The organism is Niabella sp. ZPM-14 (genome assembly GCF_055693045.2).
This window is the reverse complement of record NZ_CM181148.1, coordinates 190,278-214,458: the sequence shown is the minus strand read 5'-3', so window position 1 is coordinate 214,458 and position 24,181 is coordinate 190,278. Positions and strand designations below refer to the sequence as shown.

22 protein-coding genes are annotated in these 24,181 nt (G+C 46.7%); 16 read left to right on the top strand and 6 right to left on the bottom strand.

What is annotated here, in order from left to right; translation table 11 throughout:
• The first annotated feature begins 124 nt into the window (after positions 1-124).
• Positions 125-1,177, top strand: a complete 1,053-nt coding sequence (locus ACU37H_RS00880) for a hypothetical protein (protein WP_472702465.1) — start codon at positions 125-127, stop codon at positions 1,175-1,177.
• Positions 1,178-1,196: 19 nt separating this feature from the next.
• Here ACU37H_RS00880 and ACU37H_RS00875 read toward each other — a convergent pair whose 3' ends face one another.
• The 3 genes from ACU37H_RS00875 to panC all read right to left on the bottom strand — a co-directional run bounded on the left by ACU37H_RS00875 (position 1,197) and on the right by panC (position 3,828).
• Positions 1,197-2,372 carry an O-succinylhomoserine sulfhydrylase gene (locus ACU37H_RS00875; RefSeq protein ID WP_472702464.1) on the bottom strand — a complete coding sequence of 392 codons (1,176 nt, stop codon included), beginning with the start codon at positions 2,370-2,372 and terminating at the stop codon, positions 1,197-1,199.
• An 80-nt stretch (positions 2,373-2,452) separates the two neighbouring features.
• The gene (locus ACU37H_RS00870) at positions 2,453-2,881 is read right to left on the bottom strand and encodes an OsmC family protein (protein ID WP_472702463.1); all 429 of its coding nucleotides are present in this window, start codon (positions 2,879-2,881) and stop codon (positions 2,453-2,455) included.
• A gap of 101 nt (positions 2,882-2,982) precedes the next feature.
• Positions 2,983-3,828 (bottom strand): pantoate--beta-alanine ligase, encoded by an 846-nt coding sequence (gene panC, locus ACU37H_RS00865; protein ID WP_472702462.1) that lies wholly within the window; start codon positions 3,826-3,828, stop codon positions 2,983-2,985.
• A 201-nt stretch (positions 3,829-4,029) separates the two neighbouring features.
• On the opposite strand from panC, the gene ACU37H_RS00860 reads away from it, so the two are divergent.
• From ACU37H_RS00860 to ACU37H_RS00825, 8 genes are all read left to right on the top strand, one after another.
• Positions 4,030-4,842 (top strand): glycogen/starch synthase, encoded by an 813-nt coding sequence (locus ACU37H_RS00860; RefSeq protein ID WP_472702461.1) that lies wholly within the window; start codon positions 4,030-4,032, stop codon positions 4,840-4,842.
• A 57-nt stretch (positions 4,843-4,899) separates the two neighbouring features.
• Positions 4,900-6,411 (top strand): DUF4270 family protein, encoded by a 1,512-nt coding sequence (locus tag ACU37H_RS00855; protein ID WP_472702460.1) that lies wholly within the window; start codon positions 4,900-4,902, stop codon positions 6,409-6,411.
• 89 nt (positions 6,412-6,500) lie between these two features.
• Entirely contained in the window at positions 6,501-7,754 is a 1,254-nt protein-coding gene (gene metK, locus ACU37H_RS00850) for a methionine adenosyltransferase (RefSeq protein ID WP_472702459.1), read from the top strand.
• 613 nt (positions 7,755-8,367) lie between these two features.
• Positions 8,368-10,971 carry a DNA gyrase subunit A gene (gene gyrA, locus ACU37H_RS00845; protein WP_472702458.1) on the top strand — a complete coding sequence of 868 codons (2,604 nt, stop codon included), beginning with the start codon at positions 8,368-8,370 and terminating at the stop codon, positions 10,969-10,971.
• Between the two features lie 361 nt (positions 10,972-11,332).
• Entirely contained in the window at positions 11,333-12,658 is a 1,326-nt protein-coding gene (locus tag ACU37H_RS00840) for a hypothetical protein (RefSeq protein ID WP_472702457.1), read from the top strand.
• Between the two features lie 369 nt (positions 12,659-13,027).
• Positions 13,028-14,356 carry a xylose isomerase gene (gene xylA / locus ACU37H_RS00835; protein ID WP_472702456.1) on the top strand — a complete coding sequence of 443 codons (1,329 nt, stop codon included), beginning with the start codon at positions 13,028-13,030 and terminating at the stop codon, positions 14,354-14,356.
• 75 nt (positions 14,357-14,431) lie between these two features.
• A complete protein-coding gene (locus tag ACU37H_RS00830) occupies positions 14,432-15,913 on the top strand; it encodes a xylulokinase (RefSeq protein ID WP_472702455.1) in 1,482 nt (493 codons plus the stop codon).
• 372 nt (positions 15,914-16,285) lie between these two features.
• The gene (locus ACU37H_RS00825; protein ID WP_472702454.1) at positions 16,286-17,320 is read left to right on the top strand and encodes a LacI family DNA-binding transcriptional regulator; all 1,035 of its coding nucleotides are present in this window, start codon (positions 16,286-16,288) and stop codon (positions 17,318-17,320) included.
• 66 nt (positions 17,321-17,386) lie between these two features.
• On the opposite strand, the gene ACU37H_RS00820 is transcribed toward ACU37H_RS00825, so the two are convergent.
• Entirely contained in the window at positions 17,387-17,548 is a 162-nt protein-coding gene (locus ACU37H_RS00820; RefSeq protein ID WP_472702453.1) for a DUF1328 domain-containing protein, read from the bottom strand.
• Between the two features lie 299 nt (positions 17,549-17,847).
• Between ACU37H_RS00820 and ACU37H_RS00815 the strand changes: the two genes are divergently transcribed.
• Positions 17,848-18,120, top strand: coding sequence for a hypothetical protein (locus ACU37H_RS00815; RefSeq protein ID WP_472702452.1), 273 nt, complete (start codon positions 17,848-17,850; stop codon positions 18,118-18,120).
• A 244-nt stretch (positions 18,121-18,364) separates the two neighbouring features.
• On the opposite strand, the gene ACU37H_RS00810 is transcribed toward ACU37H_RS00815, so the two are convergent.
• Positions 18,365-18,631 carry a SymE family type I addiction module toxin gene (locus ACU37H_RS00810; protein WP_472702451.1) on the bottom strand — a complete coding sequence of 89 codons (267 nt, stop codon included), beginning with the start codon at positions 18,629-18,631 and terminating at the stop codon, positions 18,365-18,367.
• A 16-nt stretch (positions 18,632-18,647) separates the two neighbouring features.
• Positions 18,648-18,872: a hypothetical protein gene (locus tag ACU37H_RS00805; RefSeq protein WP_472702450.1), complete on the bottom strand. Its 225-nt coding sequence runs from the start codon at positions 18,870-18,872 to the stop codon at positions 18,648-18,650.
• A gap of 139 nt (positions 18,873-19,011) precedes the next feature.
• On the opposite strand from ACU37H_RS00805, the gene ACU37H_RS00800 reads away from it, so the two are divergent.
• The 6 genes from ACU37H_RS00800 to ACU37H_RS00775 all read left to right on the top strand — a co-directional run bounded on the left by ACU37H_RS00800 (position 19,012) and on the right by ACU37H_RS00775 (position 24,142).
• Positions 19,012-19,452 carry a helix-turn-helix domain-containing protein gene (locus ACU37H_RS00800; protein WP_494407576.1) on the top strand — a complete coding sequence of 147 codons (441 nt, stop codon included), beginning with the start codon at positions 19,012-19,014 and terminating at the stop codon, positions 19,450-19,452.
• Between the two features lie 213 nt (positions 19,453-19,665).
• Positions 19,666-20,568: an RES family NAD+ phosphorylase gene (locus ACU37H_RS00795; RefSeq protein WP_472702448.1), complete on the top strand. Its 903-nt coding sequence runs from the start codon at positions 19,666-19,668 to the stop codon at positions 20,566-20,568.
• A complete protein-coding gene (locus tag ACU37H_RS00790) occupies positions 20,568-21,884 on the top strand; it encodes a TIR domain-containing protein (protein WP_472702447.1) in 1,317 nt (438 codons plus the stop codon). The genes ACU37H_RS00795 and ACU37H_RS00790 overlap by 1 nt, the downstream gene beginning before the upstream one ends.
• A gap of 149 nt (positions 21,885-22,033) precedes the next feature.
• A complete protein-coding gene (locus tag ACU37H_RS00785) occupies positions 22,034-22,810 on the top strand; it encodes a DUF1883 domain-containing protein (protein ID WP_472702446.1) in 777 nt (258 codons plus the stop codon).
• A 174-nt stretch (positions 22,811-22,984) separates the two neighbouring features.
• Positions 22,985-23,413, top strand: a complete 429-nt coding sequence (locus ACU37H_RS00780) for a hypothetical protein (protein ID WP_472702445.1) — start codon at positions 22,985-22,987, stop codon at positions 23,411-23,413.
• Between the two features lie 285 nt (positions 23,414-23,698).
• Positions 23,699-24,142, top strand: a complete 444-nt coding sequence (locus tag ACU37H_RS00775; protein WP_472702444.1) for a hypothetical protein — start codon at positions 23,699-23,701, stop codon at positions 24,140-24,142.
• Positions 24,143-24,181 lie beyond the last annotated feature (39 nt).

The following is a 24,181-nucleotide window of genomic DNA, read 5'->3' as shown; positions in this document are numbered from 1 at the left end:
ATTCATTAGGTATGATCTTATCGATTACCGAACGGTCAGACGGAGACCGTCAAACCGGGTCGAGGGGGAGACGTCATTTCGTTTACACTGAATTCCATTTTTTTTATCACCTTTGACCTCACTCATGATTCAACAAACGCTGCGCGTCGCCGCCCTCGCCGCCGGACTCTGGACCGCCTGTTATGTGGTCGCAAATGACCGGATCTCATCGTATCCCGGTTTGAATGTCATTAGCGGTTCAGCGACTGACACCACTGATAAACCGATCATCGACTATGTAGATGCCTATTACAGCTCGAAGAGTGTGTCTGTGGATAGTAACGGAAACGTAACCCTTCTCAAGGCACTAAAAGGTCCGGACATGCCCTACGTGGGCCTTCCGCAGCCAACCATTGCACGGCCTTATCTTGTAAATGAAGAACTGGTGTTTTCGAACCAGCCCAATGCCAATTATAAGATCCTGACGCGGAATAATCACAATCCCTTTCCCGTCCCGGAAGAGCAAACCATCGTGTTTCGTAAATTACCCGGAACCGATTGGGAGGCGCTGATCAGCGGCTGGGGTAATTATTACCTTGGTTTTGGAGGCATCAATGATATCCGGGCTTTGCAGGCAGATGCCTACGTGAAGCAAAAAGTGCCGCTGCGTTACTTTGAGCTGGCGTTTCTGCATGTTCGTTTTGAAGAAGAAGATGGCGTGGGACGCGCCCAGGTCTGGTTAAATGGTGAGTATTGCGGCGAGGTGGCTACACCGAACAGGGGTTGGAGCCGTCGCCTGGGCTATGGCGTAGGTATTGAAACCAATTCCACCGATTTTAACTGGAAAGCAACGATGTTCATCGAGCGCAGCATGTCGGCACCGGAAAGAAACGCTTATTTTAAAGCGGTAAAAGCCGCCTATAAGATCGGCACAATGCCGGAACTTCCCTATGCCAGCCAGGTGAACATCACCGAAAAGGGCGGCAAGCTGTACGCCACTTATAAATACAATGGAAAGTTGCCGGAGCAGAAAGCCAAAGTGGCCTATCAATGGTGGACCATGGCGCCTGATCTCGGTCACCAGCAACTGATCAGCACTTCACCTTCGATTCCCATCCGCCCCGATGTAAAAGTGTGCGTGAAGGTTACCGATGTGAAAGGCAACAGCTGGATGTATGTTTCAGGAAATTACCGGTAAAGGCACCTGTCTGACCAACCTACAATTGAGCTAATGCCTGCTCGATATCTGCGATCACATCATCCGGATGTTCCAATCCTACTGAAATACGGATCAGGCCGGGAGAGATACCCACTTTCGCACGATCTTCGTCTGTCAGCTTGGAATGCGTGGTACTGGCCGGATGCGAAGCAATGCTCCTGGAATCACCCAGGTTGGGCGTGAGCGACAGCAGTTCCAGTTTGTCCATAAATTTTCGTCCCGCTTCAACGCCGCCCTTCAATTCAAAGCAAACGATGCCGCCTCCTGCGCTCATCTGCTTCTTAGCAATGTCGTGCTGGGGATGCGAAGGGAGAAACGGATATTTCACCCACTCTAACTGGCTGTTTTTTTCAAGCGCCTGCGCTACTTTGAGCGCGTTTTCGGAATGACGCGTGATGCGCACTTCAAGGGTTTCCAGGCTCTTGGTCAGTATCCAGGCATTAAACGCGGAAAGGGTAGGACCGGAGTTGCGGCAAAACAAATACACCTGGTCGATCAATTCTTTTTTACCCGCAATCACACCGCCCAGCACACGGCCTTGTCCGTCGATCCATTTGGTAGCCGAATGGATCACCAGGTCTGCGCCAAAATCAGCGGGCGTTTGTAAAAACGGGGTGGCGAAACAATTGTCTACATTGAAGATCAGCTGATGCTTTTTCGCCAGTTGACCGGCTTTCTCCAGGTCGATCAGCTCCAGTTGAGGATTGGTCGGCGTTTCGAGATACAGCATTTTTGTATTGGGTCGAATGGCCGCTTCCCAGTTATCTATATCGGCTGCGTCCACCAGCGTATATTCGATACCGAACCGTCCCAGGAATTTGGTTACCACCGTATTTGTTCCGCCAAACATGGAGCGGCAGCACAGCAGGTGATCTCCCGCCTGCAACAAAGCCATGAAGGAATTGAAAACGGCTGCCATGCCGCTGGCCACTGCGAATCCGGCTTCACATTTCTCCAGCAAGGCGATCTTGTGAGCAAACTCATCCACGGTGGGATTGCTGTAACGGCTGTAAATATTATCATCCGACTCGTCCGCAAATGCGGCGCGCATGGCTTCAGCTGTGTCGAAAGTGAAACTACTGGTCAGGAAAACCGGCGTCGAATGCTCCATTTGCTGGGTGCGTGCGGTTTGCGTGCGTACGGCTATGGTAGATGGGTGAAGTTGTTTTTTCAAATCAATACTTTTAAAACTGATGAACTTTGTTAGCGTAAGACCGGTACGGCTTACGGAAGCGCGAGCAGGAGCAATGGCTGCTACTTCGCCGGATGAATGATCACCTGGGTATTGATCACGGCGCCGGCTTTCGCGAGCGTGATCGCCACGGAGCAATACTTGGTAATGGAAATTTCCACAGCGCGTTTTGCTTTGTCTTCATCCACGTTGCCCGTGATCTCGAAGATCATCTCAATATTTTTCCAAAGGGAGGGTTCAACGTTGGGTTCGCGCTCGCCATTCACGGTCACTTCATAATCAGTTACTTCCTGCCTTTGTTTTTTCAGAATGCTGATCACGTCAATGCTGGAACAAGCGGCCAGCGCGTTCAGTAAAAGCTGCATCGGACGGGCACCATATTCCTGTCCGCCCATTTGCGGATTGGTATCTGTTTTAACAACCGTTCCGTTTTCGTTAATGGTATCAAAACCATATTCCCCGCTAACCCGCTTTAATTTTACTGTATTCATGACTGATCTTTTTTTTGATGCGCAAAAGTATTTTAATTCAGGCAGCTTTCCAACAACCGGTCAGAGCTCATGACCTGTGGGGTTGTTTAAAACCTCACAAGTTACAGTGGAAGATTATCGATCAGGCGTACACTACCGATATGTGCTGCCACCAGGGCAATCAACGGTTGTCGGCCATTTCCGTCTTCAACCGGTTGCAGGGTATCCGCATGGGCTATTGCCACATAGTCCACTTCGAATCCTTTTTCTTCCAGTAACTGCGCCGCCTCCCTGATCACTGCTGTCACCGGGCTGCCGGATAAGTGCTGCTTCATCAACAACAAAGCCTCATAAATTGTTGGCGCTACCTTTCGCTCGTCACCCGACAAACGCAGGTTGCGGCTGCTCATGGCCAGTCCGTCGGCTTCCCGCATAGTAGGTACTACTTCCATATGGATCTGCGCAAACGCCGGTGTCAGCCCGATCAGCTTTTTGATCACCATACATTGCTGGTAATCCTTCTGCCCGAAAAACACCTGGTTGGGCTCAACGACAGCAAACAGCTTATCGACCACCTGGCAAACACCCTGGAAATGTCCCGGGCGGTAGGCGCCCTCGTAGAGCGTTTCCAGTGCCCCCAATTCATAATGCCTCGAAGCCTCAGAAGCAGGGTACATTTCACTCACTTCCGGGTAAAACAACACATCACAACCCGCCTGGGTCAGCGCCATCATATCCGCGTCGATTGTGCGCGGGTATTTATCAAGATCCTTCGGATCGTTAAATTGGGTAGGGTTAACGAAAATGCTGACGACTGCCACGTCGCATGCTTCTTTAGCCACTTCGAGCAACCGCAGGTGCCCGCGGTGAAGTGCGCCCATAGTGGGCACGAAACCTATGGTGCGGCCTTCATGTCGCCGGGCGCTCAGATAGTTTCGGATATCGGTGATCTTTTTAAATACTTTCATTCGTATATGTGTATGGATGGGGAACAATCCCATAGCGATCGTTGGGATCGCTACAGAACAGGCCTTTGATGACTAAAATCTTCATTGCCTTTGGCATCAAAACAGAAATCTTTTATCAGGTCGGTTTCATTCGTAATTTTTGGATATAGGGCCGTTTGCCCATAAATGTGTAACTTTGCACACTTTAAAAATTGCTAAAGCATGTCAACAAAGAAAAGAATTTTATTTATAGCCAATGAAATGTCCCCATATTTAGAGTTGACTGAGTTTTCTGAAATTGTGAATAAGCTCGCCATCAAAGCTAATGATAATGGTTTTGAAGTACGCTGCATCATGCCGCGTTTTGGCGTGATCAATGAACGCAGGCACAGGCTTCACGAAGTGGTAAGACTTTCGGGCATCAACGTTACGGTCGATAATGATGACATGCCTTTGCAGATTAAGGTGGCTTCCCTGCCCAGCGCACGCCTGCAGGTATATTTCCTGGAAAACGAGGAACTGTTCAAAAGAAAGACCTTGTTCCACGATGATGAGGACAAATGGTTTGCGGACAATGACCTGAGAACCGTCTTTTATTGTAAGGGAGCGCTGGAAACCGTAAAAAAATTTGGCTGGAGCCCGGATGTTATCCATTGCAGCGGCTGGATGACGGGACTCATTCCCGCCTATTTAAAGACGATCTATAAAAAAGAACCTGTTTTTGCGCACAGCAAAATCGTATTTACTATAGGTGAGAACACGTTCAAGGAAAAGCTGGGTAAAGGCTTTATACCGAAAGCGCTGATCCATCCCTCGATCAAAGAGAAGGACCTGGAACCATTTAAAGAGGGAACCAATGTAGCGTTAATGCGTGGCGGGGCCACTTATGCAGACGCGATCACTTTCGGGGCGCCCAACGTGGACAAAAAGTTACTGGCTGAGTTCACCAAAGTGAGGGGTAAAAAGACCTTACAGTTTAAAGAAGATTCTGATTTAACAGAGTATTTACAACTGTATAACGATCTTGCGGAATAAATTGGCAAAACTTACCTCCCGGTAGCGACCGGGATCAACTCTTTCAAAATCATTTGTGTGAAGAAACATTTAGTATTGATGCTCGCGGTAGGGGTTTCCGCTATTGCTGTTCTTTTTTCCTGTAACAAGATTAATCTTCCAACGGAGCTGGGTACCGATCTGATCCCTCCGGTGGACAATATCAATACGTTTGATACTACACTGACTGTAGAAACTTACAATGGTATTTTCTCAGCAGAAGCTGATTCTTTCAGAGCCTATCCATCATTTCCCAAATTGCTGGGTACAATAAGTAATGACCCTGTATTTGGAAAAACCGACGCCCGCATTTACTTCCAGGTTTCCAACGGTGGCGTGTTTCCGTTCAAGAACCGCCCCGGATCTTTGTATCTGGATTCTGTGGTGCTGGTGATTGATCATATCGATACTTATGGTGATAGCCTGACCCCGCAGACGATCCAGGTATCTGAGATCGATGCATCTTCAGAATTTCGCGCGGACTCCGTCTACAAGACCACCAGTCAGTTTAGCGCCTCCACTATTTTAGGAAGTAAGACCTTTGTTCCGAGAACGTTAAGCGATTCTATTTTAGTGGTGAATCAGCCCAACTATCCTGATACCGGCAAAGTGGCGAATCAGTTGCGCATCAAACTGGACAATAGTTTTGGCCAGCGATTGCTGGCTTACGATTCAACCGGCGCCAATGACGCTTACAGTTCAGATTCCTTGTTCCGTACCAAATTCAAAGGCTTCGCGTTGCAGTCTGTAGGTGGGGGCAACGCGCTCATGTTGATGAACCTGACTTCATCTAACACCCGGCTAGCGGTCTACTATCGTTACAATAACACGACTACTTCGACAGATATCGATACAGCGGTTGCCACGCTTGCCTTCTACCAGGGCAATGCAAGTGCCAACTATATCAACCGGGACTACAGCGGCACGCAAGTGACGTCAGGTGCCAATGATCAGATGCAGGATGAGGTGGTATATATTCAAAACTCGCCCGGTACTTACGCCAATGTAAAGATCCCGCAACTACCCAATTTCCCCAACAGCATCGTGCATCTCGCCGAGCTTCAGATGGAAAGTATTTACGACGTGTCCGATTCCTTATTTTACGCACCGCCGAATGTGTTCCTGGATGTTTATGATTCTACCGCAGGACGCTTTAAATTAGTGCCTTCCGTGTTTGGAGTTTCGCAAGGCCAGAGTGGCGGTTATGTACTGACAGGATATGAAAGCTTTTATAGCACTACCTCATCGATCCAAACGTTTTTTAATAAAAATGATCCTTATGGCAACAGGGTGCGTCAATGGCGCTTCAATCTGACCCGCTATGTACAGCACCTGGTGGCCGACAAAGTACCTTATTACATGATGCGGCTGTACGCGCCGGCGGCGACCATGTTGAAGCTGGGAGACCAGACACCTGTCCTTGACGCTGGATTCCGGATACCGCAGTCGGGTTTCTATGGTTATGCCGGTATTGGCCGCACCCGCATCGGAGGAGGAAATCATCCGACGCAGAGAATGAAGCTCAGGATCGTTTACTCGAAACTCAAGTAACGTTCTTACTATAATTTTTTATTTAAACGGGTGCAGACACTATATTTGCACCCGATTTATTTTATAGACTATAAACCCATTACTCCCACATGCCTTACTTATTTACTTCCGAAAGTGTTTCCGAAGGGCACCCCGATAAAGTAGCCGATCAGATTTCTGACGCGCTGATTGATAATTTTCTGGCTTTTGATCCCCAATCAAAAGTGGCCTGCGAAACGCTGGTAACCACCGGCCAGGTAGTGTTGGCCGGAGAAGTAAAGTCAAAGGCGTATCTGGATGTTCAGGATATTGCGCGTAAAGTGATCGCCAGGATTGGCTATACTAAAAGCGAATACATGTTCGAAGCCAATTCCTGTGGTGTGTTGTCTGCGATCCACGAACAGTCTTCCGATATCAACCAGGGGGTTGACAGGAAGAAGAAAGAAGAGCAGGGCGCCGGTGACCAGGGAATGATGTTTGGCTATGCCACCAACGAAACAGCCAACTACATGCCGCTGGCGTTGGACCTGTCCCATACCTTGCTGATCGAATTGGCCGGACTTAGAAAAGAGAACAAGCAGATCAAATACCTGCGTCCCGATTCTAAAAGCCAGGTAACCCTGGAATATGACGACAATAACAAACCCGTACGAATTGACGCTATCGTGATTTCAACCCAACATGACGACTTTGATACCGAAGAGCGCATGCTGGTAAAGATCAGCGAAGATGTCAAGAACATCCTCATTCCACGGGTGATCAAAAAATATCCTCAATACAAAGGCCTGTTCAATAGCCAAATCAAATATCATATCAACCCGACCGGCAAGTTTGTTATTGGCGGGCCACACGGAGATACCGGTCTGACAGGCCGCAAGATCATCGTAGATACTTACGGAGGTAAAGGTGCGCACGGTGGCGGTGCGTTCAGCGGTAAAGATCCCAGCAAAGTGGACAGGAGCGGAGCCTATGCAACACGCCATATCGCTAAAAACCTGGTAGCCGCCGGTCTGTGCGACGAAGTATTGGTGCAGGTATCTTACGCCATCGGCGTAGCCAAACCCACCAGCATCAACGTCAACACTTACGGCACAGCGAAAGTGGAGCTGACCGATGGTGAGATCAGCAATATCGTGGAGAATATCTTTGATATGCGTCCTTACTTCATCGAGCAAAGATTAAAATTGCGCAACCCCATCTATAGCGAAACGGCTGCCTATGGCCACATGGGCCGGGAACCTCAAACCATCGAGAAAGTATTCATGTCTCCTGATGGAAAGAAGGTGACCAAGAAAGTAGAGCTGTTTACCTGGGAAAAATTAGATCACGTAGCGAAAGTTAAAAAAGCTTTCAAGCTTAAATAATTCCGAAAAAGAAAATATACAAGCCGCTTCGATACCGGAGCGGCTTTTTTTATGGATTAAGCCGCCCAGGCACTGATTGACCTGACGACCTGGTCTTGATCAGTACTTTCGCTTGTAACGATGTAAAATAGAAGAATCGACCCGTGATTTATGTCGCCCGGAGGCAATACCATGGTCGTACAAGGGGACGCTTCACACAGCCTGGTTGATCAGACCGGGACGGTCAGATCAATCCTTCTGTTTGTAACGGCTGAATCCACCTTTACGGTCACGAAACCATAAGGCCAAAAGGCAAGGACGCCCCTCGTACGACGGATCAAAGTACCCACCCCGCCAGAGCGTTCTATTTGTTGATCAGACCGGGACGGTCAGATCAGTCCTTCTGTATATCAAAAAAACATCCGTCAATTAGCAGCATTATCTTTCACATTTTACAAGATCGGTCCGGCAAGTCGCCGGTCATGTTTGCATGGTTTTCTGAAGTCTTGTTTTGGTGCATAAACTGGTGAAAAATCCTCATCCAATAAGCGGTTTTCAGCGCTAAAAAGAGTAAATTTGCGAGCGTTGTTAACGCCATTTTTATTGTAATTTCTTAAAGATTAGAACTAATTAGATGGAAGAGAATCAGGAGCCACAGGAAACGCAGGATAATAACCGGATTATTCCCGTAAACATAGAAGAGCAAATGAAAACGGCCTACATCGATTACTCGATGAGTGTGATCGTAGGTCGTGCCTTACCGGATGTACGGGATGGTCTCAAACCGGTACATCGCAGGATCTTATACGCGATGAATGAGTTGGGATTAAATGCCAACAAATCCTACAAAAAATCAGCCCGTGTGGTAGGGGAAGTATTAGGTAAGTACCACCCGCACGGTGACAGCTCGGTATACGATGCCATGGTGCGTATGGCCCAGGAATGGAGCATGCGCTACACGATGGTCGACGGCCAGGGTAACTTCGGGAACCAGGATGGTGACGGACCGGCGGCCATGCGTTACACCGAGGTGCGGCTCGAAAAGCTCGCCGAGCACATGCTCGACGATATTGAAAAAGACACGGTCGATTTCCAGCTAAACTTTGATGACTCTGAAAAAGAGCCAACCATCCTTCCGACCCGTATTCCCAGCCTCATGGTTAACGGATCCAGCGGTATTGCCGTGGGTATGGCTACCAGCATCATGCCCCACAACCTGAGCGAAGTGATCGATGGCTGCGTAGCCTATATTGACAACAACGACATCACGATCGATGAACTGATGCAGCATGTCAAAGCGCCCGATTTCCCTACCGGCGGTATCATCTACGGTATGGAAGGCATCAAAGCCGGTATGCACACCGGCCGCGGCAGGGTCGTAGTACGCGGCAGGGTACAGGTCGATACCAAACCCAGTGGCCGCGAACAGATCGTGATCACAGAAGTACCTTACCAGGTGAACCGTGATGCGCTTACCAACCGCATTGGCGAACTGGTGAACAATAAGGTTATCGAAGGAATCGTCCATGTCAACAACGAATCCAATAAAGACGGTACCCGGGTGGTGCTCGATCTGAAACGCGAAGCAATCGCCAACGTGGTGATCAACCAGCTCTACAAGCATACGGATCTGCAGACCTCTTTCGGTATCAACAATGTGGCGATTGTAAAGGGTCGTCCCCGCGTGCTGAGCGTTAAAGACATGATCGCCGAGTTCGTAGAATTCAGGCATGAAGTGGTGGTACGCCGCACACAATATGAATTAAAAGAAGCCGAAAAACGCGCGCATATCTTACAGGGATACCTGATCGCACTGGATCACCTCGACGAAGTGATCCGCCTGATCAGAAGTTCTGCCACTCCTGAAGTAGCCAAAGACAACCTGATCAATGCAGGCTGGGGACTCGATGAGATCCAGGCCAAAGCGATACTGGAATTGCGCCTGCAACGCCTCACCGGCATGGAGCGCGATAAGATCAAGGAAGAGTATGAATCCCTGATGAAACTGATCGCGCACCTCAAAGAGATCCTGTCCAACGCCAGCATGCGTTTCGACATCATCAAAACAGAGCTGCTCGAGATCAAACAAAAATTTGGAGACGAGCGCCGCACCGAGATCACTTACCTCAACGACGAAGTAAGCATCAAGGACCTGATCAAGGAAGAAGATGTGGTGATCACCATTTCTCATCTGGGTTATATCAAGCGGACCTCCGCAGATGAATATCGCGCACAAAAGCGCGGCGGACGTGGCGTGCGCGGCGGTAAAACCAGGGAAGAGGATTATATCGAACATTTATTCGTCGCTTCTACCCACCACACGCTATTATTCTTCACCGAAAAGGGAAGGTGCTACTGGCTCAATGTGTATGAAATTCCCGAAGGGGAGAAAACCGGTAAGGGTCGTGCGATACAAAACCTGATGCAATTGCCGCCGGATGATAAGATCCGCGCGATCATCGATATCAAAGATTTGAAGGATGAAGAATTCGTAAAGGCACACAATATCCTGTTGTGTACCAAGAAAGGCATCATCAAGAAGACGAGCCTGAGCGACTTCAGCAGACCCCGCCAGACCGGTGTCAATGCGATTACCATTGTCGAAGGCGACCAGCTGCTCGAAGCCAAACTCACTGATGGCACCTGCGATGTGATGATGGCTGTGAAAAGCGGCCGTGCGATCCGGTTCTCAGAAGAGAAAGTACGGTCCACCGGACGGGGTGCTATCGGCGTAGCCGGCATCGAAGTAGACGATGAAAATGACGAAGTAATAGGCATGATTTGTGTACCAACAAACGCGGAAAATACGCCGGGAGTACTGGTTGTCAGCGAGAAGGGATACGGAAAGCGGACAGCGGTAGACGAGTACCGTTTTACCAACAGGGGAGGAAAAGGTGTGAAAACGCTGAATGTGACCGAAAAAACCGGTAAATTAGTGGGGCTGTTAGACGTGTCGGAGAATGAAGACCTGCTGATTACTTGCCGCAGTGGTATCACGATTCGCATGCCGGTGGCTGGAATTAGCGAATTAGGACGTGCTACACAAGGCGTGAAGCTGATCCGGGTCGACGACGGGGATGAGATCGCTGCCATCACTACGGTCGATGAGCAGGAATTGGAAGATGAAGACCTGCCGGCCGACGAAAACGGCGATACGCCCGCACCGGATGATCAACCGGAAGCAGCAGCTCCTGAAAGTCCGGAGGCAGAACCCGGCGAACCGGAGCCGGAGGCGTAAACAATAAGCGGGGCATATTTTCGTTTATGGTACAGTAAAAGAGACAGATAGGTACATGAGAGGGTATAACGGTAGCTTTACCCGCCGACTGTCAACAAAAACATAAAAAATACGTAGCCGACAACCGCGATGGTCCTGTTTTCGTTTCTTTCGCAGAAGAGCAAGTCATTGTGTGGTGGTGCAAGAACATCCGATCGCATTGACCCTGCTTCGAAAAATAAAACGTTCAGGGATGAAATGGCGACAGGAAGGTTGCCCGTGCATAAAACGATTATTTCAGCCTATTTTAGGTGATCAATAGAAAACCCGTCTGACTGGTGTTCATCCGGGCAGGCAATAAAAAGAATAAAAAAATATATACATGAAAAAAGTGATTTTACTTGCTACAATTGCTGCCTTTTCTACAACGGGGGTTTTTGCGCAGAAATATGATGATATTAAAGGCGCTTTAACCTTAGGGCAGGTAGATAAGGCAAAGGAGTCGTTTGACAAGAACTCCACCAACGAAAAGTTTTTCAACAAGCCGGAAGGCCATATTCTCAAAGCCGCAGTATATGCGAGCCTGGCAGTAGACAGCAGCAAAGCAGCTGAAGCAGAAAAAAACAGGGCAGAGGCTGATGCAGCTTTAGCTAAGTACAAAGAGCTGGAGCCGGATATGAAATTGCTCGAAGATCCTATTTACAAAAATGCGCCGTACAACCTGTATGCCGCCTACTTCAATGCGGGTATCAACGACATCAACAACAAAGCATACGAAACAGCTTACGACAAATTCAAAAAGACAGTAGACTATTCCGAGTTATTGATCAGCAAAAAGATCATGAACAAACAAATGGACACTGCCGCTATTTACTACGCTGGTTTGTTGGCTGAAAATACCAAGCACGACGATGATGCGTTAAAGTATTATACCCGTATAGCAGACGCTAAGATCAAAAATTACAATGACGCTTCTTACGAAAGCGTATACCAGGGTCTTGTGCGTTACTACGCTACGAAAAGCGATAATGCCAACTTCGAAAAATATAAAGCTTTAGGTAAAGAGTTATATCCGCAAAGTGAATTCTTCACGTATTCCATGCTGGATTTTGCGGTAGGAAGCAGCTCCAACTTCACCGAGCGCTTAGCGAGCCTCGAGAAGCACGTAGCAGCCAATCCGGAAGATTACAAAGCCAATATCACTTTGGCCGAGATCATCTACGATACCCTGGATTCCAGGAAAGCGGGTGCTGTAATGCCGGGTAACGCAGCAGAATTAGAAACTAAAATGCTGGCCGCGTTGAACAAAGCATCTTCCTTAAAGCCAGAAGAAATGCAGCCTTACCTGTTGATGGGCGACCATTACCTGCTGAAATCTGAAAAATTAAGAGATGATATGATTGCTGCAGAAACCGACGTAACTAAGAAAGGTGCTAAAGCAACCGCTGCAGATAAGCAAAAATATGCGGACGCTAAAAAGGCCTATATCGATACTTACGAACTGGCTAAGAACAACTACGAAAAGGCAGCTGACATGTTCGCCAAAATGCCGAACCTGGATGCCAACCAAAAGCGTAGTTACCGCGCCATCGCTGGTAACCTGGCCGAATATTATTCCATCAAGATCGAAGATGCCAAAGGCGCTGACCGCGATAAATTTGCGGCTCTCGAGAAAAAATGGGATGATACCTTCAGCAAGTTGAGATAAAAAATCAATTATTGATATTATAGCCGCTCCGCATGGAGCGGCTTTTTTTATGTGGTACAGACGGCCCTGTCTTTTTGAGAAAACAAGACCAAACAAAATAAAACAATTAAAAATGCAACCGATTACAATAATTCATTAATATTGCATTCCAGCTTTTTCTAACGATAAGGTTGCTTATATTTAATTCAAAAACATAGGACCCTATTTAGCATTTCGCGGGGTAGTAATGGCGTTTTCTTGCTTTCATTAAAAATGGAAAGGATGAGGGTGTATGCTGCCATTTCGGGAATCTATGTGATTATAAATTCAGGCAAGCTCGATAAAAGCCCATACTCAAAATCTACTTATTAAAACGTATAATTCATCATTATGAAGGTAATATCAGGACAAACAGAATATTTCAAAGGAATTGGCCCCATACCGTATGAAGGCCCTGAAAGCGACAACCCGCTGGCCTTTCGCTGGTACGATGAAAACCGCGTGGTAGCGGGCAAAACGCTCAAAGATCATTTCAGGTTTGCCTGTGCCTACTGGCATTCCTTCTGCAATGATGGTAACGACCCGTTTGGTCCCGGCACGCATGTATTCCCCTGGAATCATCAAAGCGATCCGGTAACCCGCGGCAAAGACAAGATGGATGCGGCTTTCGAATTTATCACCAAGCTCGGCCTGCCTTTTTACTGTTTTCATGATGTGGACCTGGTTGACTTCGGCAGCGATGTGCGGGAAAACGAGCAGCGGTTACAGGCGTTGGTAGATTATGCCCGCCAGAAGCAGGAAGCCAGCGGCGTCAGGCTCCTTTGGGGCACTGCCAATGTGTTTTCCAACCCGCGCTACATGAACGGCGCGGCCACCAACCCGGATTTCCAGGTGCTGACCCACGCGGCGGCACAGGTCAAAGGCGCTATCGACGCAACCATCCAACTGGGCGGCGAAGGATATGTTTTCTGGGGTGGGAGAGAAGGCTACATGACCCTGCTCAATACCGACATGAAGCGGGAAAAAGAACACCTCGCGCGCTTCCTGCATACGGCCAAAGACTATGCGCGTAAGAATGGTTTCAAAGGCACGTTCCTGATCGAACCCAAACCGATGGAACCGACCAAACATCAGTATGATTTCGACTGTGAAACCGTTATCGGCTTCCTGCGCCAGTGGGACCTGCTCGACGATTTCAAGATCAATATAGAAGTGAACCACGCGACGCTGGCCGGACATACTTTTCAACACGAACTCCAGGTGGCTGCCGATGCAGGTGTGCTCGGCTCGTTAGATGCCAACCGCGGCGACTACCAGAACGGCTGGGATACCGATCAGTTCCCCAATAATATCAACGAGCTCACCGAAGCCATGCTCATCTTCCTGCAGGCAGGAGGGTTGCAGGGGGGAGGCATCAACTTCGACGCCAAGATCCGGCGCTCTTCCACTGATCCGGCGGATTTGTTCTACGCGCATATCGGCGGCATGGACACTTTTGCCAGAGCGCTCGTCACGGCCGATGCGATCCTGGCTAAATCCGATTTCAAGCAATTACGCTCCGATCGATACCGCTCGTTTGACAGCGGCAATGGAAAGGCTTTTGAAGAAGGGGAGCTGTCACTCGAAGCGCTGCGCGACCTCGCGGTAGCCTCCGGCGAACCCGCCGTCACCAGCGGCAGACAGGAGTACCTGGAGAATATCATCAATCGATTTATTTAGCGTGTTAGTCGATGGCCACGGTCTATGGTCCATCGACTACTTCCAACTCAACATTTCGTTACTTATTCATCATCCATGTTACTACTCGGCATTGATGTAGGCACTTCATCCATAAAGGTTGCGGTCGTAGACGGGGCAACGCGGCAAACATTTGCCACAGCACAGTTCCCCGATGCTGAACGCGATATCCTGTCCTTGCAGCCCGGCTGGGCAGAGCAGTCACCTCAACAATGGTGGAGTGACGTAAAGCAGGCGATCCGCAAGGTGACGCACAGCGGAGCATTTGACAAAAAAGATATTGGGGCCATTGGCATTTCTTACCAGATGCATGGCCTCGTGGTGCTGGATGCCGCAGGGGAGGTGCTGCGCCCCGGCATCATATGGTGCGACAGCCGCGCCGTGCCTTACGGAGACCGGGCAACCGATGCACTCGGCAACGAGTATTGCCTGCAACATTTGTTGAATGCGCCCGGCAACTTCACGGCCGCCAAGCTGGCCTGGGTCAAAGACAACGAGCCGGAACTGTTTGAGCGGATCGGGCAGATCATGTTACCCGGCGACTTTATCGCTTACCAGCTTACGGGCACTGCTACCACAACGCCTTCCGCTTTATCAGAGGGTATTTTCTGGGATTTCACGCGGCAGCAATTGTCAGAGCAGGTGATGAATTATTTCGGTTTCGATCGCAGCATCATTCCGGAGATACGCGATGTATTTTCAGCGCACGGGCAACTATCCGCATCCGTGGCAGCAGAACTGGGGCTTACACCCGGCATTCCCGTGACCTACAAAGCCGGTGATCAGCCCAACAACGCACTTTCTCTCAACGTGCTACAACCGGGAGAAGTAGCCGCCACAGCCGGCACTTCCGGGGTGATCTATGGCGTCAGCGATACGCTTACCTATGATCCGCAAAGCCGGGTCAACAGTTTTGCTCATGTCAATCATAACGGGGAACAGACGCGCATCGGCGTGCTGCTTTGTATCAACGGCACCGGGATCCTCAACAAGTGGGTCAAAAACCTCACCGGTCAGCACGATTATCCGCAACTCAATCAACTGGCCGCCACTGTTCCCACAGGCAGTGAAGGACTGCGCGTATTGCCCTTCGGTAACGGCGCAGAACGTATGTTGAACAATAAAATAGTGGGTGCTCATCTGCATCAGATCGACCTCAACCAACACCGCGATGCCCACGTGATCCGGGCTGCACAGGAGGGAATCGCCTTTGCCTTTCGCTATGGTCTCGACATCATGCGCAGCAATGGGATGGAGCCCGCCGTCATCCGGGCGGGTAAGGCCAATATGTTCCTGAGCGACCTGTTCAGCGAAGCTTTTGTCAATGCTACCCAGGTGCCCGTTGAGCTTTACGATGCAGACGGGAGTGTGGGAGGCGCACTGGGCGCGGGTATTGGCGTGGGCTACTTCAGGCAGGCGTCCGAAGCTTTTGAACAGCGGCAGCGGATCGGCTACCGCGAGCCAGCGCATATCGACCAGTATGAAGCGCTCTACCAGGAATGGAAGGCGTTGCTCGAGCGGCAACTAAGGGATTCGTAAATATTTTTTGTATTCGTCGTTCCGAGCGAAGTCGAGGAATCTCGTTTGATTTGTCTGCCCCAGACACCGTCGTTCCGAGCGCCTGCCCGGACGGGAGAGGAATCTCCACCTCACCCCCTAACCCCCTCTCCAAAGGGAGAGGAGGGAACCGCCGCCAAACATTTTTATATTGTAGAAATTTCGCGACCCGGTCTGACGGTCTCCGTCTGACCGCTTTCCGATCCGTGGATCCTACTAACCCTTTACGGAAAATAAGGGAAACCACCGATCATTATCTTCTGGTGCCACGGCCTGCCCGACTGGATACAGGCGCGCATTCTGGCGGGGGACGGGAAGAAATTCGTTACTTTAGACAAAAATTACATCACCTCCGTGAAACAAGGAAAAGAAGTAACGATTTACGACCTCGCCAGGGAGCTCAATATCTCTGTCGCCACCGTCAGCCGCGCCCTAAAAAATAATCCGCTCGTCAGCGAAAAAACTCGCAAAAAGATCTTCGATCTTGCCGAAAAGATGGGTTACCGCACCAACCATTTTGCGCGCAACCTGCGCACGCAGGAAACGCGGACCATCGGCTTTATGATCCACGAGCTCAACAGCAACTTCGCCAATTCCGTACTGCTCGGCGTGGAAAAGATCACCACCGAAGCGGGGTACGATCTGATCATTGCCCATTCCGCCGAAAGCTACGAGAAAGAAGTGGCCAACGCCAGGAACCTGTTCAACAAAAGAGTTGACGGGTTGATCGCTTCCTTATCCTTCGACACCCGCCAGTACGATCATTTTCTGCCGTTCCGCGATAAAGGCGTTCCCGTCGTGTTCTTCGACCGCGTGGAAGCCAATGAAGATCACACGGTCGTGATCATCGACAATTATCAATCCGGCTACGAAGCCACGCAACACCTCATCGGCCAGGGCTGCCGGCGCATTGCGCATGTGACGTCCAGCCTGCAACGCAATGTCTATGCCGAGCGCCACCGGGGTTACCAGGATGCACTCAGGGCCAAAGGCCTGTCGCCCGATGATCAGTTATTGATAGTAGACAACCTTTCCGAGCAGGCCGGTATTGATGCGGCCCAGCGACTGCTGCAATTACCCGAGCCGCCCGACGGCGCTTTTATCACCAATGATTTTGTAGCAGCATCGTTCATCAGGACGCTGAAGCAGCAATCCGTCCGGGTTCCGGAAGACGTGGCCGTGGTAGGTTTCAACAATGATGCGATTGCGCATTTGGTAGAGCCGTCGCTCACCACGATCAATTATCCCGGCGTGGAGATGGGCGAGATCGCCGCGCGGACGCTGATCGGGCAGATCAGGGACAAGAGTCATTCAGAGCCCGCCCGGCAAATTGTGATTCACTCAGACCTGGTAGTCCGGGCATCTTCCTTAAAACACAAAAAAGTTTAAGGCCACCCGGAGGGGGCTCTTAAACTTTTAAATCAAATCATGTAACTGGTTGGTAGTTGTAGCGATTTAAACGCTTCGTCTACCGAATATTAATGAGATTACAAATAACACGAGGAACACAAAGAACAAAACTTTTGCGATACCCGCTGCTGTGGAGGCGACGCCACCAAAACCAAAGACCGCAGCCACAATCGCCACAATCAGAAAAATAATAGACCATCTGAGCATAATCGTAGGGTTTAAAGGTTTTACAAAATGGTTACGTTTTGATAAAAGCAATAACTATTCCAACTAATGTAGGGAGCGCAAAGGGAGTGATCCTTCGAAAAATATATTTAACATAATATAAATTATAGGACAAAACGGTGGTTTTGTCCGGCAATAGGTTGAGGCTTTACGGCTGCCGTTTGTCAGCTATAATTTATATTATGTCTGCTAATTTGACATTATGTCTCCGCTGCGCTCCGGGTTGCGCCTAAATAGCCGTTGGTGTAGCTGCGTTGGCTGGTAAAATTTTTCTGCGCTGAATGGAAAACTTACGCAGAAAATTTTACGGGCGCCAACTTCGCTACAGCGTGTTTATGTCTTTAAAATTTTTGCCTTTTTTGCCCACGCTTCTTTTAAAAACATGGTCGCTACGCTGGCCTGTAAAAAATGCAATGTGCGCCGCTTCGCCGGCTTTCTTATTTGCATTTTTCCAGGCTGGCGCTGCGCGTAGTTTTTCTATGTGTTCTTTTGCCTTGATGCAAAAGAACCAAAAAATCAAGGCTGTGAAAAAATTGGCTAAAAATTACTGGTAAGCCTAAAGCCGCCAAACTCGCCGCAGGACTGCGTTATAAAGCTTGATGCCTGCAGGCTCAAACAGTGGCGGCTTCTTAACGGCTTCCTGCGTAATTTTTTTAACGCCATTTTTTCAAGGCCCTTTACGGCTCCGTAGCAGCTTAAAGCCAAAAAGCCAACCCGCCCCGTTCGGCAGGTTGGTTTGAGGAGAACCGGCGTTCTCATAGGTTGGCATTGGCATTACTTAACATAATATCACAGCCTCTAAACGATCCCGATTTTTTCTTTTTCAAACAGCGCCTGCAGCTGCTCGTACTTTTGCTCGCGGGCAATGGTGATGGTAAGTTTGCCACTCTCACAGGCAATATCTACTACATGACCAATTTTAAAACCATTTTCCTGCAACCATTTACCGCTGAGGTTAAGGCTTGGGAGATTGATGTATTGCAGTTCGCGCGGAAATGCTTTGCGGCAAATGGTAAGCCGCCGTGTGGGGTTTGTTTTCTTTGGATTTTTGGGTGTTGTTGTCATAGGAAATGTTTTTTTGTCAGGATTTTAGTTCTTCGCATTTGGTGATGACAAGCCGGCCTTGCCGGCAATCAATTTCAACCACATCACGATCCCTGAAGCCGAAGTCTGTAAGCGTATCTCCGGCCAGCCAGATAATGGGCGCTTCGGCAGTGCCGCCGTTCCAGCATTGAAATGTTTCGCTGCATACCATCATGCGCTTTATGATGCGGATGTATGGGGGCAATTGTTTTGGTGTTTTCATATAGTCTGTTTTTTTATACAAAGCAAGGTTGCCCCTTAGCCGTTTCCTACAACTGCACAGATGCATTTCACAAGAATTGATATGTTTTTTACCTAACTTTAGGCCGCTGTTTATGATACGAATAAAGTAAATTTGCCCTATGACAACTTATAAAACTATGCCAAACAATAAAATACACGAAGGCCGCAATGTGAAACGTTTCCGCGAAATGCTGGGTATAAAACAGGATGCCCTTGCTGCCGACCTGGGCGATGACTGGAACCAGCAACGCGTATCCCTGCTGGAGCAAAAAGAAACCATCGACACTCCCCTACTGCAACAGATCTCTGCCATACTGAAAGTACCGGTAGAAGCGATTCAGAATTTTGATGAAGAGAACGCGATTAGTATTGTTACAAATACTTTCAGCGACTTTAAAGATAATGCAGTGGCTAACCCTGTTGGGATGAACTACAATTGTACCTTTCATCCTATTGATAAATTAGTTCAACTGCACGAAGAGAAAATTGCATTGTATGAACGTATGATTAAGGAGAAGGATGAAATGATGGCGGAGTTGAAGAAGTTGATTAATAAATGATATTAGGGCGTGCCCCCAGCCCTGCCCGCGCACAAGATCAGCACAGGGCCGGGGTCGGGCTATCCGCTATATCTTTTGCTTCGCCCAGCCTGCCCTGAGTCCTGCCGAAGGGCTCCACAAAAGGATGCCGCTGCTATCCCTCACGCGGGCATACCGAAATAATGGCAAGGTTGGAGAAAGTGATTGAGGGGAAATAAAGAATTGCAGGTACCTATGGAGATTAAAGAAATAATTGAACGACTTCAGAAATTAGATTTATCCTCTTATCCAAAAGAAGATATTCTGGAACTTTTTAAGCAAGTGGGCAAAGTAGGTTATATTATTGTAACCTTCCATAAGGGTAAACCGCTTATGAGAGCAAGACCAAATTATAATGGCGAACGTTTTGAAAAGAAAAGTGATTATTCCTTTAAACCTAAAGAATATAATAACACTTATCAAAGAGCCAGCACACCTAATCAGACCATGTTTTATGCAACTACTGTTCCGGATAAAATACCGGATGGCGAATTGGATAATATGAGAGTAATCGGTGTAGCAGAAACTATTCCTATGCTTCGTGATAAAACAAAATCCGGGTATCAGAAAATATCGTTTGGTAGATGGCAGGTTTACGAAGATATTAATTTGCTTGCAATAATTCAGAAGGATAAGTATGCATTGGAAAGTAGTTACACTAAAGAACTAGCAGAAGCTTATAAACAATTTATTCAATCAACACCGAGGGAAATTGCAGATCGGTCACTTGCATTTACTGCGTTTCTTGCAGATGAATTTTCCAAACAGGAAATTAATGGAGATTATGATTATTTAATTTCTGCTTTATTTTCAGAATTAGCCACCCAACATGGACTTGATGGTGTACTTTATCCTAGTGTTAGAGTTGACGGAAAAGGCTTTAACATTGCAATTACTCCAGATGCCACAAAAAAATTGAAACTACATGTAGCTGGCGAATGTTCAATTTACAAATTGAAAGACCATACAGTTGTGGGAAACGATGCTATGGTAACGTTGACTGGCGAGGAAGAGGAATTTAAGTTAAACGAAATTGAGCGGCATGAAAAAGAATGTTTGGCACAACTTGGCGTAACATCGATTAACGATTTAACATAATGAACTTTGACGTATTTATATCCCATGCATCGGAAGACAAAGACGATTTTGTAAGAGAGCTGGCAGAAAAATTACAAGCGCAAAGAATTGAAGTATGGTATGACGAACATTCTTTGCAAATAGGTGACAGCTTGCGACAATCTATAGATTTTGGCCTATCTAAATCAAGGTTTGGGATTGTCATTTTAAGCAAACACTTTTTTAGTAAGCAATGGACAAATTGGGAATTGGATGGACTTGTTCAAAGGCAACTAAACAGTTCAAATAATTTAATTATACCAATTTGGCATAATATTGAAAAGCAGGATATACTAAGCTACTCCCCCTCCCTTGCTGATAAACTTGCTATTCAATCAAGCATTGGTATTGAGAAAGTTATTCAAAAAATAGATAAAATAGTCAATCCCAAAGGATCAACATTAATTGTTGCGAGAGATTATTTGATATCGAAAGGATTTAATCCCCCTATATTAACTGATGATTGGTGGTTGGATGTACTCGAATATCCTGGCGCTACAGTTTTTGAAAATGATTATTTAAACTTTACTATTCCATGGCTGGGATTTGAACCTTTTAATAGAGGAAAGTTTATTGGACAAAATGCACTTCAAATGTCATGGAGAGAAAACGCAAAACTTTTTGATATAAGCCAGTTGTCCCGTCCTGATGAAGTAATAAACTTTATAAATTCCCAACCCGGCTTAAAAGAAATTTGCATAGCACAGCCACGTAATACTGCTCTATACTTTCCACAATTAACCATAAAAGGAATGGGAGATTTTATGGAGCGAATTTTTGAGCAATTATATTTAAAAGGAAGTAATGACAACCGGCATAATTGCTTAGAAGAAGTAGCATTGCGGGATGAACACTTTGGAAGATATAGAGCCTCTACCATTTCGAGTTTTTATTTTACAGGAGATGGTGGCGGCGTAGGGCCGTCAACGAGATTATATGATTTAATTGATTGCCTGATTTGGCTCTTATCCGATAATAGTAATTGGCTCCCTGTAAATATTCATGAAAAGTTATTTAAGGGATTGTGTGACTGGTCTGTTTGGGTATGGCACAACATAAGTTATGAGGATTATACAGATAACGAATACACTGGTAAATTTCAAAAATATCTTTACGACTTACGGGAAAAACCAGGACTGAATTTACCTGATGATGCTTATCAAGATTTATTGTCCAGAATACAAATCACGATAGAAATATTAGAGCTACCAGAAACCAAGGATGAACTAGCAAACAAATTTCTTGATAAGCAAATTATTGATACTTGGATAAACTCAAAATATAATCGAAAACAATAGCGAGGTCGGCTAATCCGCCCTCTTCCTCTTACTTATCTATATCAACATTTACTTCTATAAAGAGAAATCGTTGCAATTTATCCACAGCGATTTAATACTTAATAACCGTACTAATATTAGTAGTAATTTTATTGTCAAATAGTTTAGCAATGAAATTTACTCATTATGATTTAGGCCAAAAACAACGTGGTCAAGTTGTTGAAATTACACTATCAGGAAGTGCGGCCAATGTTCGATTAATGGATAGTTCAAATTTTCAAAATTACCGCAATGGCAGGCAACATAGATACTTTGGCGGTTTGGCAAAACAATCACCTGTTCGACTACAAATTCCGAACTCTGGACATTGGCATGTTACAATTGATATGCAAGGCTTACGTGGAACTGTACGGACAGGAATAAGAATATTACCGGGAGCTTTGCCCGAATTAAAGCAACCTGCCTTGTCAACTGTTCCTTCGTTAGTACATAAGAATGACTATTTGCCGGGTGATACTGATGATAATTATGAAAAGGAGTATGATGTATTTATTTCTCATGCTTCTGAAGATAAAGATGATGTTGTTAGACCGTTAGCTCATGCGTTACGGCAACAAGGCTTAAAAGTATGGTTTGATGAATTTGAATTGAAAATAGGTGATAGCTTAAGAAGAAAGATTGACAAAGGACTTGCAAATAGTAAATTTGGTATAGTTGTGCTATCAAAGAATTTTATAAAAAAGGGATGGACAAATTATGAGCTTGACGGAATCATTACTAAGTCTGTGAGCGGGGAACAAATTGTTTTACCTATTTGGCATGACATCACGAAAAAAGAAGTTATAGATTTTAGTCCATCATTGGCTGATAAGGTAGCAAGAAATACGGCCTCTTACACAGTTGAGGAAATTGCAAATGAGATTGCAGAGGTGATTCAAGCAGCTTAAAAAAGAGAGAACTTTTGTCGCGTTTCCTAGGTTTGGGAGCAAGAAATTGCCGAACTAATTTTGAAAAACATAGGCACAGATAAGAAAACTTATAGCAAAACCGAGAAACAATAGGTGTATAAAAACGCTAAATGCTGGACAACAGAAGATGTTAAACCATCAATATTGACGATTATGGAAATTTTACAGACGAGGGAGTTTTGGTATTTCTTTATTCCAGTTGCTATAACACTAATAATTTATTTTGTAGACAAGAGTATCAAAGCTGAAAGGAAGCATCTTTTAGTTTTATTTAAGTCAAACCAATCTCTTTCAAAAAAAATACAGGAAAAACTAAGAGGATTTATAGAAGAATTTGATGCTTCAAATGCTATTGCTTTTCCAGAACGAAACGTAACTTACGGTACTTGGCTTGAAATGATGTCGGAAGAATATAAGGCAAATCTTTCGGAAGAACTATATGAATTTGCCAAGAAAGGTAAAATACCCAAACCAACATTGTTGTCTATGAGTGATTCTTTAAATAGGCAAAATGAAGCTCTAAGATTAATAGAAATAGATATGAACTTGGTAATAAAAAAAGCTAGAGAAGGTAGAGTTTAAAAATACTCCAATCTTGTAAGCTGTATTAAAATGCTACTTATTGAGTATATTTTTCCCTTGCATTATTGTCAATAGTATTTCGGAATTAATATCTACCGGTAAGCTTGCCTACGAAGCGCCGCGTGAGGGATAGCAGCGGTAGCCCACAGCCACGGCCTTAGCCGGGGCGAGGACTACAAGCGGATAGCCCGGCCCCGGTATGGGGCGGTTGGTGGTTGTCCTTTTTATTCTGCGCGGAGTGCCGCCCCTTACCGGGGACACGCCCTCATAAAAAATATGTAAACGATGACAAAGGCGGCCATCAATCAATATTTGGACGAGCTGGAACACCGGCTTATAAATGAATCGGAGCAAATAACTATTGGGGTAAATGCTTCATGGGTTAATCAATTTGCTAATGAAGCGGCAGTATACATTTTTAGAGAAGATGGCGTAATTGTGCATGTGGGAGAAACAAAGAATTTAAATGCGCTGATGATAAAGTTGGTAAGCAGCAAAAGTATGGATGATGATATGGGCATGCTGTTGCAAGAGGTTGTTGCCAAACATTTAAAGCTATCGTACCTGTTGGTGGATTTGGGGAGGAAGGAATTGGAGGAAAGGATTTTGGAAAAGATAAAGACTGCTACAAAAAGCTATACCAAAGCGGAAAAACAACAGGCGCATAAAAACGCTTACGAACGCTGGACATCCGAAGATGATGAACCGCTGGAACTGCGTCAATCTTAACAACGGAACGAACCTGCAATTTAAAACTAAAACTACTGA

Bases quoted from the DNA above. Each gene is read 5' to 3' on its own strand.
- ACU37H_RS00880 (WP_472702465.1), top strand. From the start codon at position 125: ATGATTCAACAAACGCTGCGCGTCGCCGCCCTCGCCGCCGGACTCTGG.
- ACU37H_RS00870 (WP_472702463.1), bottom strand. From the start codon at position 2,881: ATGAATACAGTAAAATTAAAGCGGGTTAGCGGGGAATATGGTTTTGAT.
- panC (WP_472702462.1), bottom strand. From the start codon at position 3,828: ATGAAAGTATTTAAAAAGATCACCGATATCCGAAACTATCTGAGCGCC.
- ACU37H_RS00860 (WP_472702461.1), top strand. From the start codon at position 4,030: ATGTCAACAAAGAAAAGAATTTTATTTATAGCCAATGAAATGTCCCCA.
- metK (WP_472702459.1), top strand. From the start codon at position 6,501: ATGCCTTACTTATTTACTTCCGAAAGTGTTTCCGAAGGGCACCCCGAT.
- gyrA (WP_472702458.1), top strand. From the start codon at position 8,368: ATGGAAGAGAATCAGGAGCCACAGGAAACGCAGGATAATAACCGGATT.
- ACU37H_RS00840 (WP_472702457.1), top strand. From the start codon at position 11,333: ATGAAAAAAGTGATTTTACTTGCTACAATTGCTGCCTTTTCTACAACG.
- xylA (WP_472702456.1), top strand. From the start codon at position 13,028: ATGAAGGTAATATCAGGACAAACAGAATATTTCAAAGGAATTGGCCCC.
- ACU37H_RS00830 (WP_472702455.1), top strand. From the start codon at position 14,432: ATGTTACTACTCGGCATTGATGTAGGCACTTCATCCATAAAGGTTGCG.
- ACU37H_RS00820 (WP_472702453.1), bottom strand. From the start codon at position 17,548: ATGCTCAGATGGTCTATTATTTTTCTGATTGTGGCGATTGTGGCTGCG.
- ACU37H_RS00815 (WP_472702452.1), top strand. From the start codon at position 17,848: ATGGAAAACTTACGCAGAAAATTTTACGGGCGCCAACTTCGCTACAGC.
- ACU37H_RS00810 (WP_472702451.1), bottom strand. From the start codon at position 18,631: ATGACAACAACACCCAAAAATCCAAAGAAAACAAACCCCACACGGCGG.
- ACU37H_RS00805 (WP_472702450.1), bottom strand. From the start codon at position 18,872: ATGAAAACACCAAAACAATTGCCCCCATACATCCGCATCATAAAGCGC.
- ACU37H_RS00800 (WP_494407576.1), top strand. From the start codon at position 19,012: ATGACAACTTATAAAACTATGCCAAACAATAAAATACACGAAGGCCGC.
- ACU37H_RS00795 (WP_472702448.1), top strand. From the start codon at position 19,666: ATGGAGATTAAAGAAATAATTGAACGACTTCAGAAATTAGATTTATCC.
- ACU37H_RS00790 (WP_472702447.1), top strand. From the start codon at position 20,568: ATGAACTTTGACGTATTTATATCCCATGCATCGGAAGACAAAGACGAT.
- ACU37H_RS00785 (WP_472702446.1), top strand. From the start codon at position 22,034: ATGAAATTTACTCATTATGATTTAGGCCAAAAACAACGTGGTCAAGTT.
- ACU37H_RS00780 (WP_472702445.1), top strand. From the start codon at position 22,985: ATGGAAATTTTACAGACGAGGGAGTTTTGGTATTTCTTTATTCCAGTT.
- ACU37H_RS00775 (WP_472702444.1), top strand. From the start codon at position 23,699: ATGACAAAGGCGGCCATCAATCAATATTTGGACGAGCTGGAACACCGG.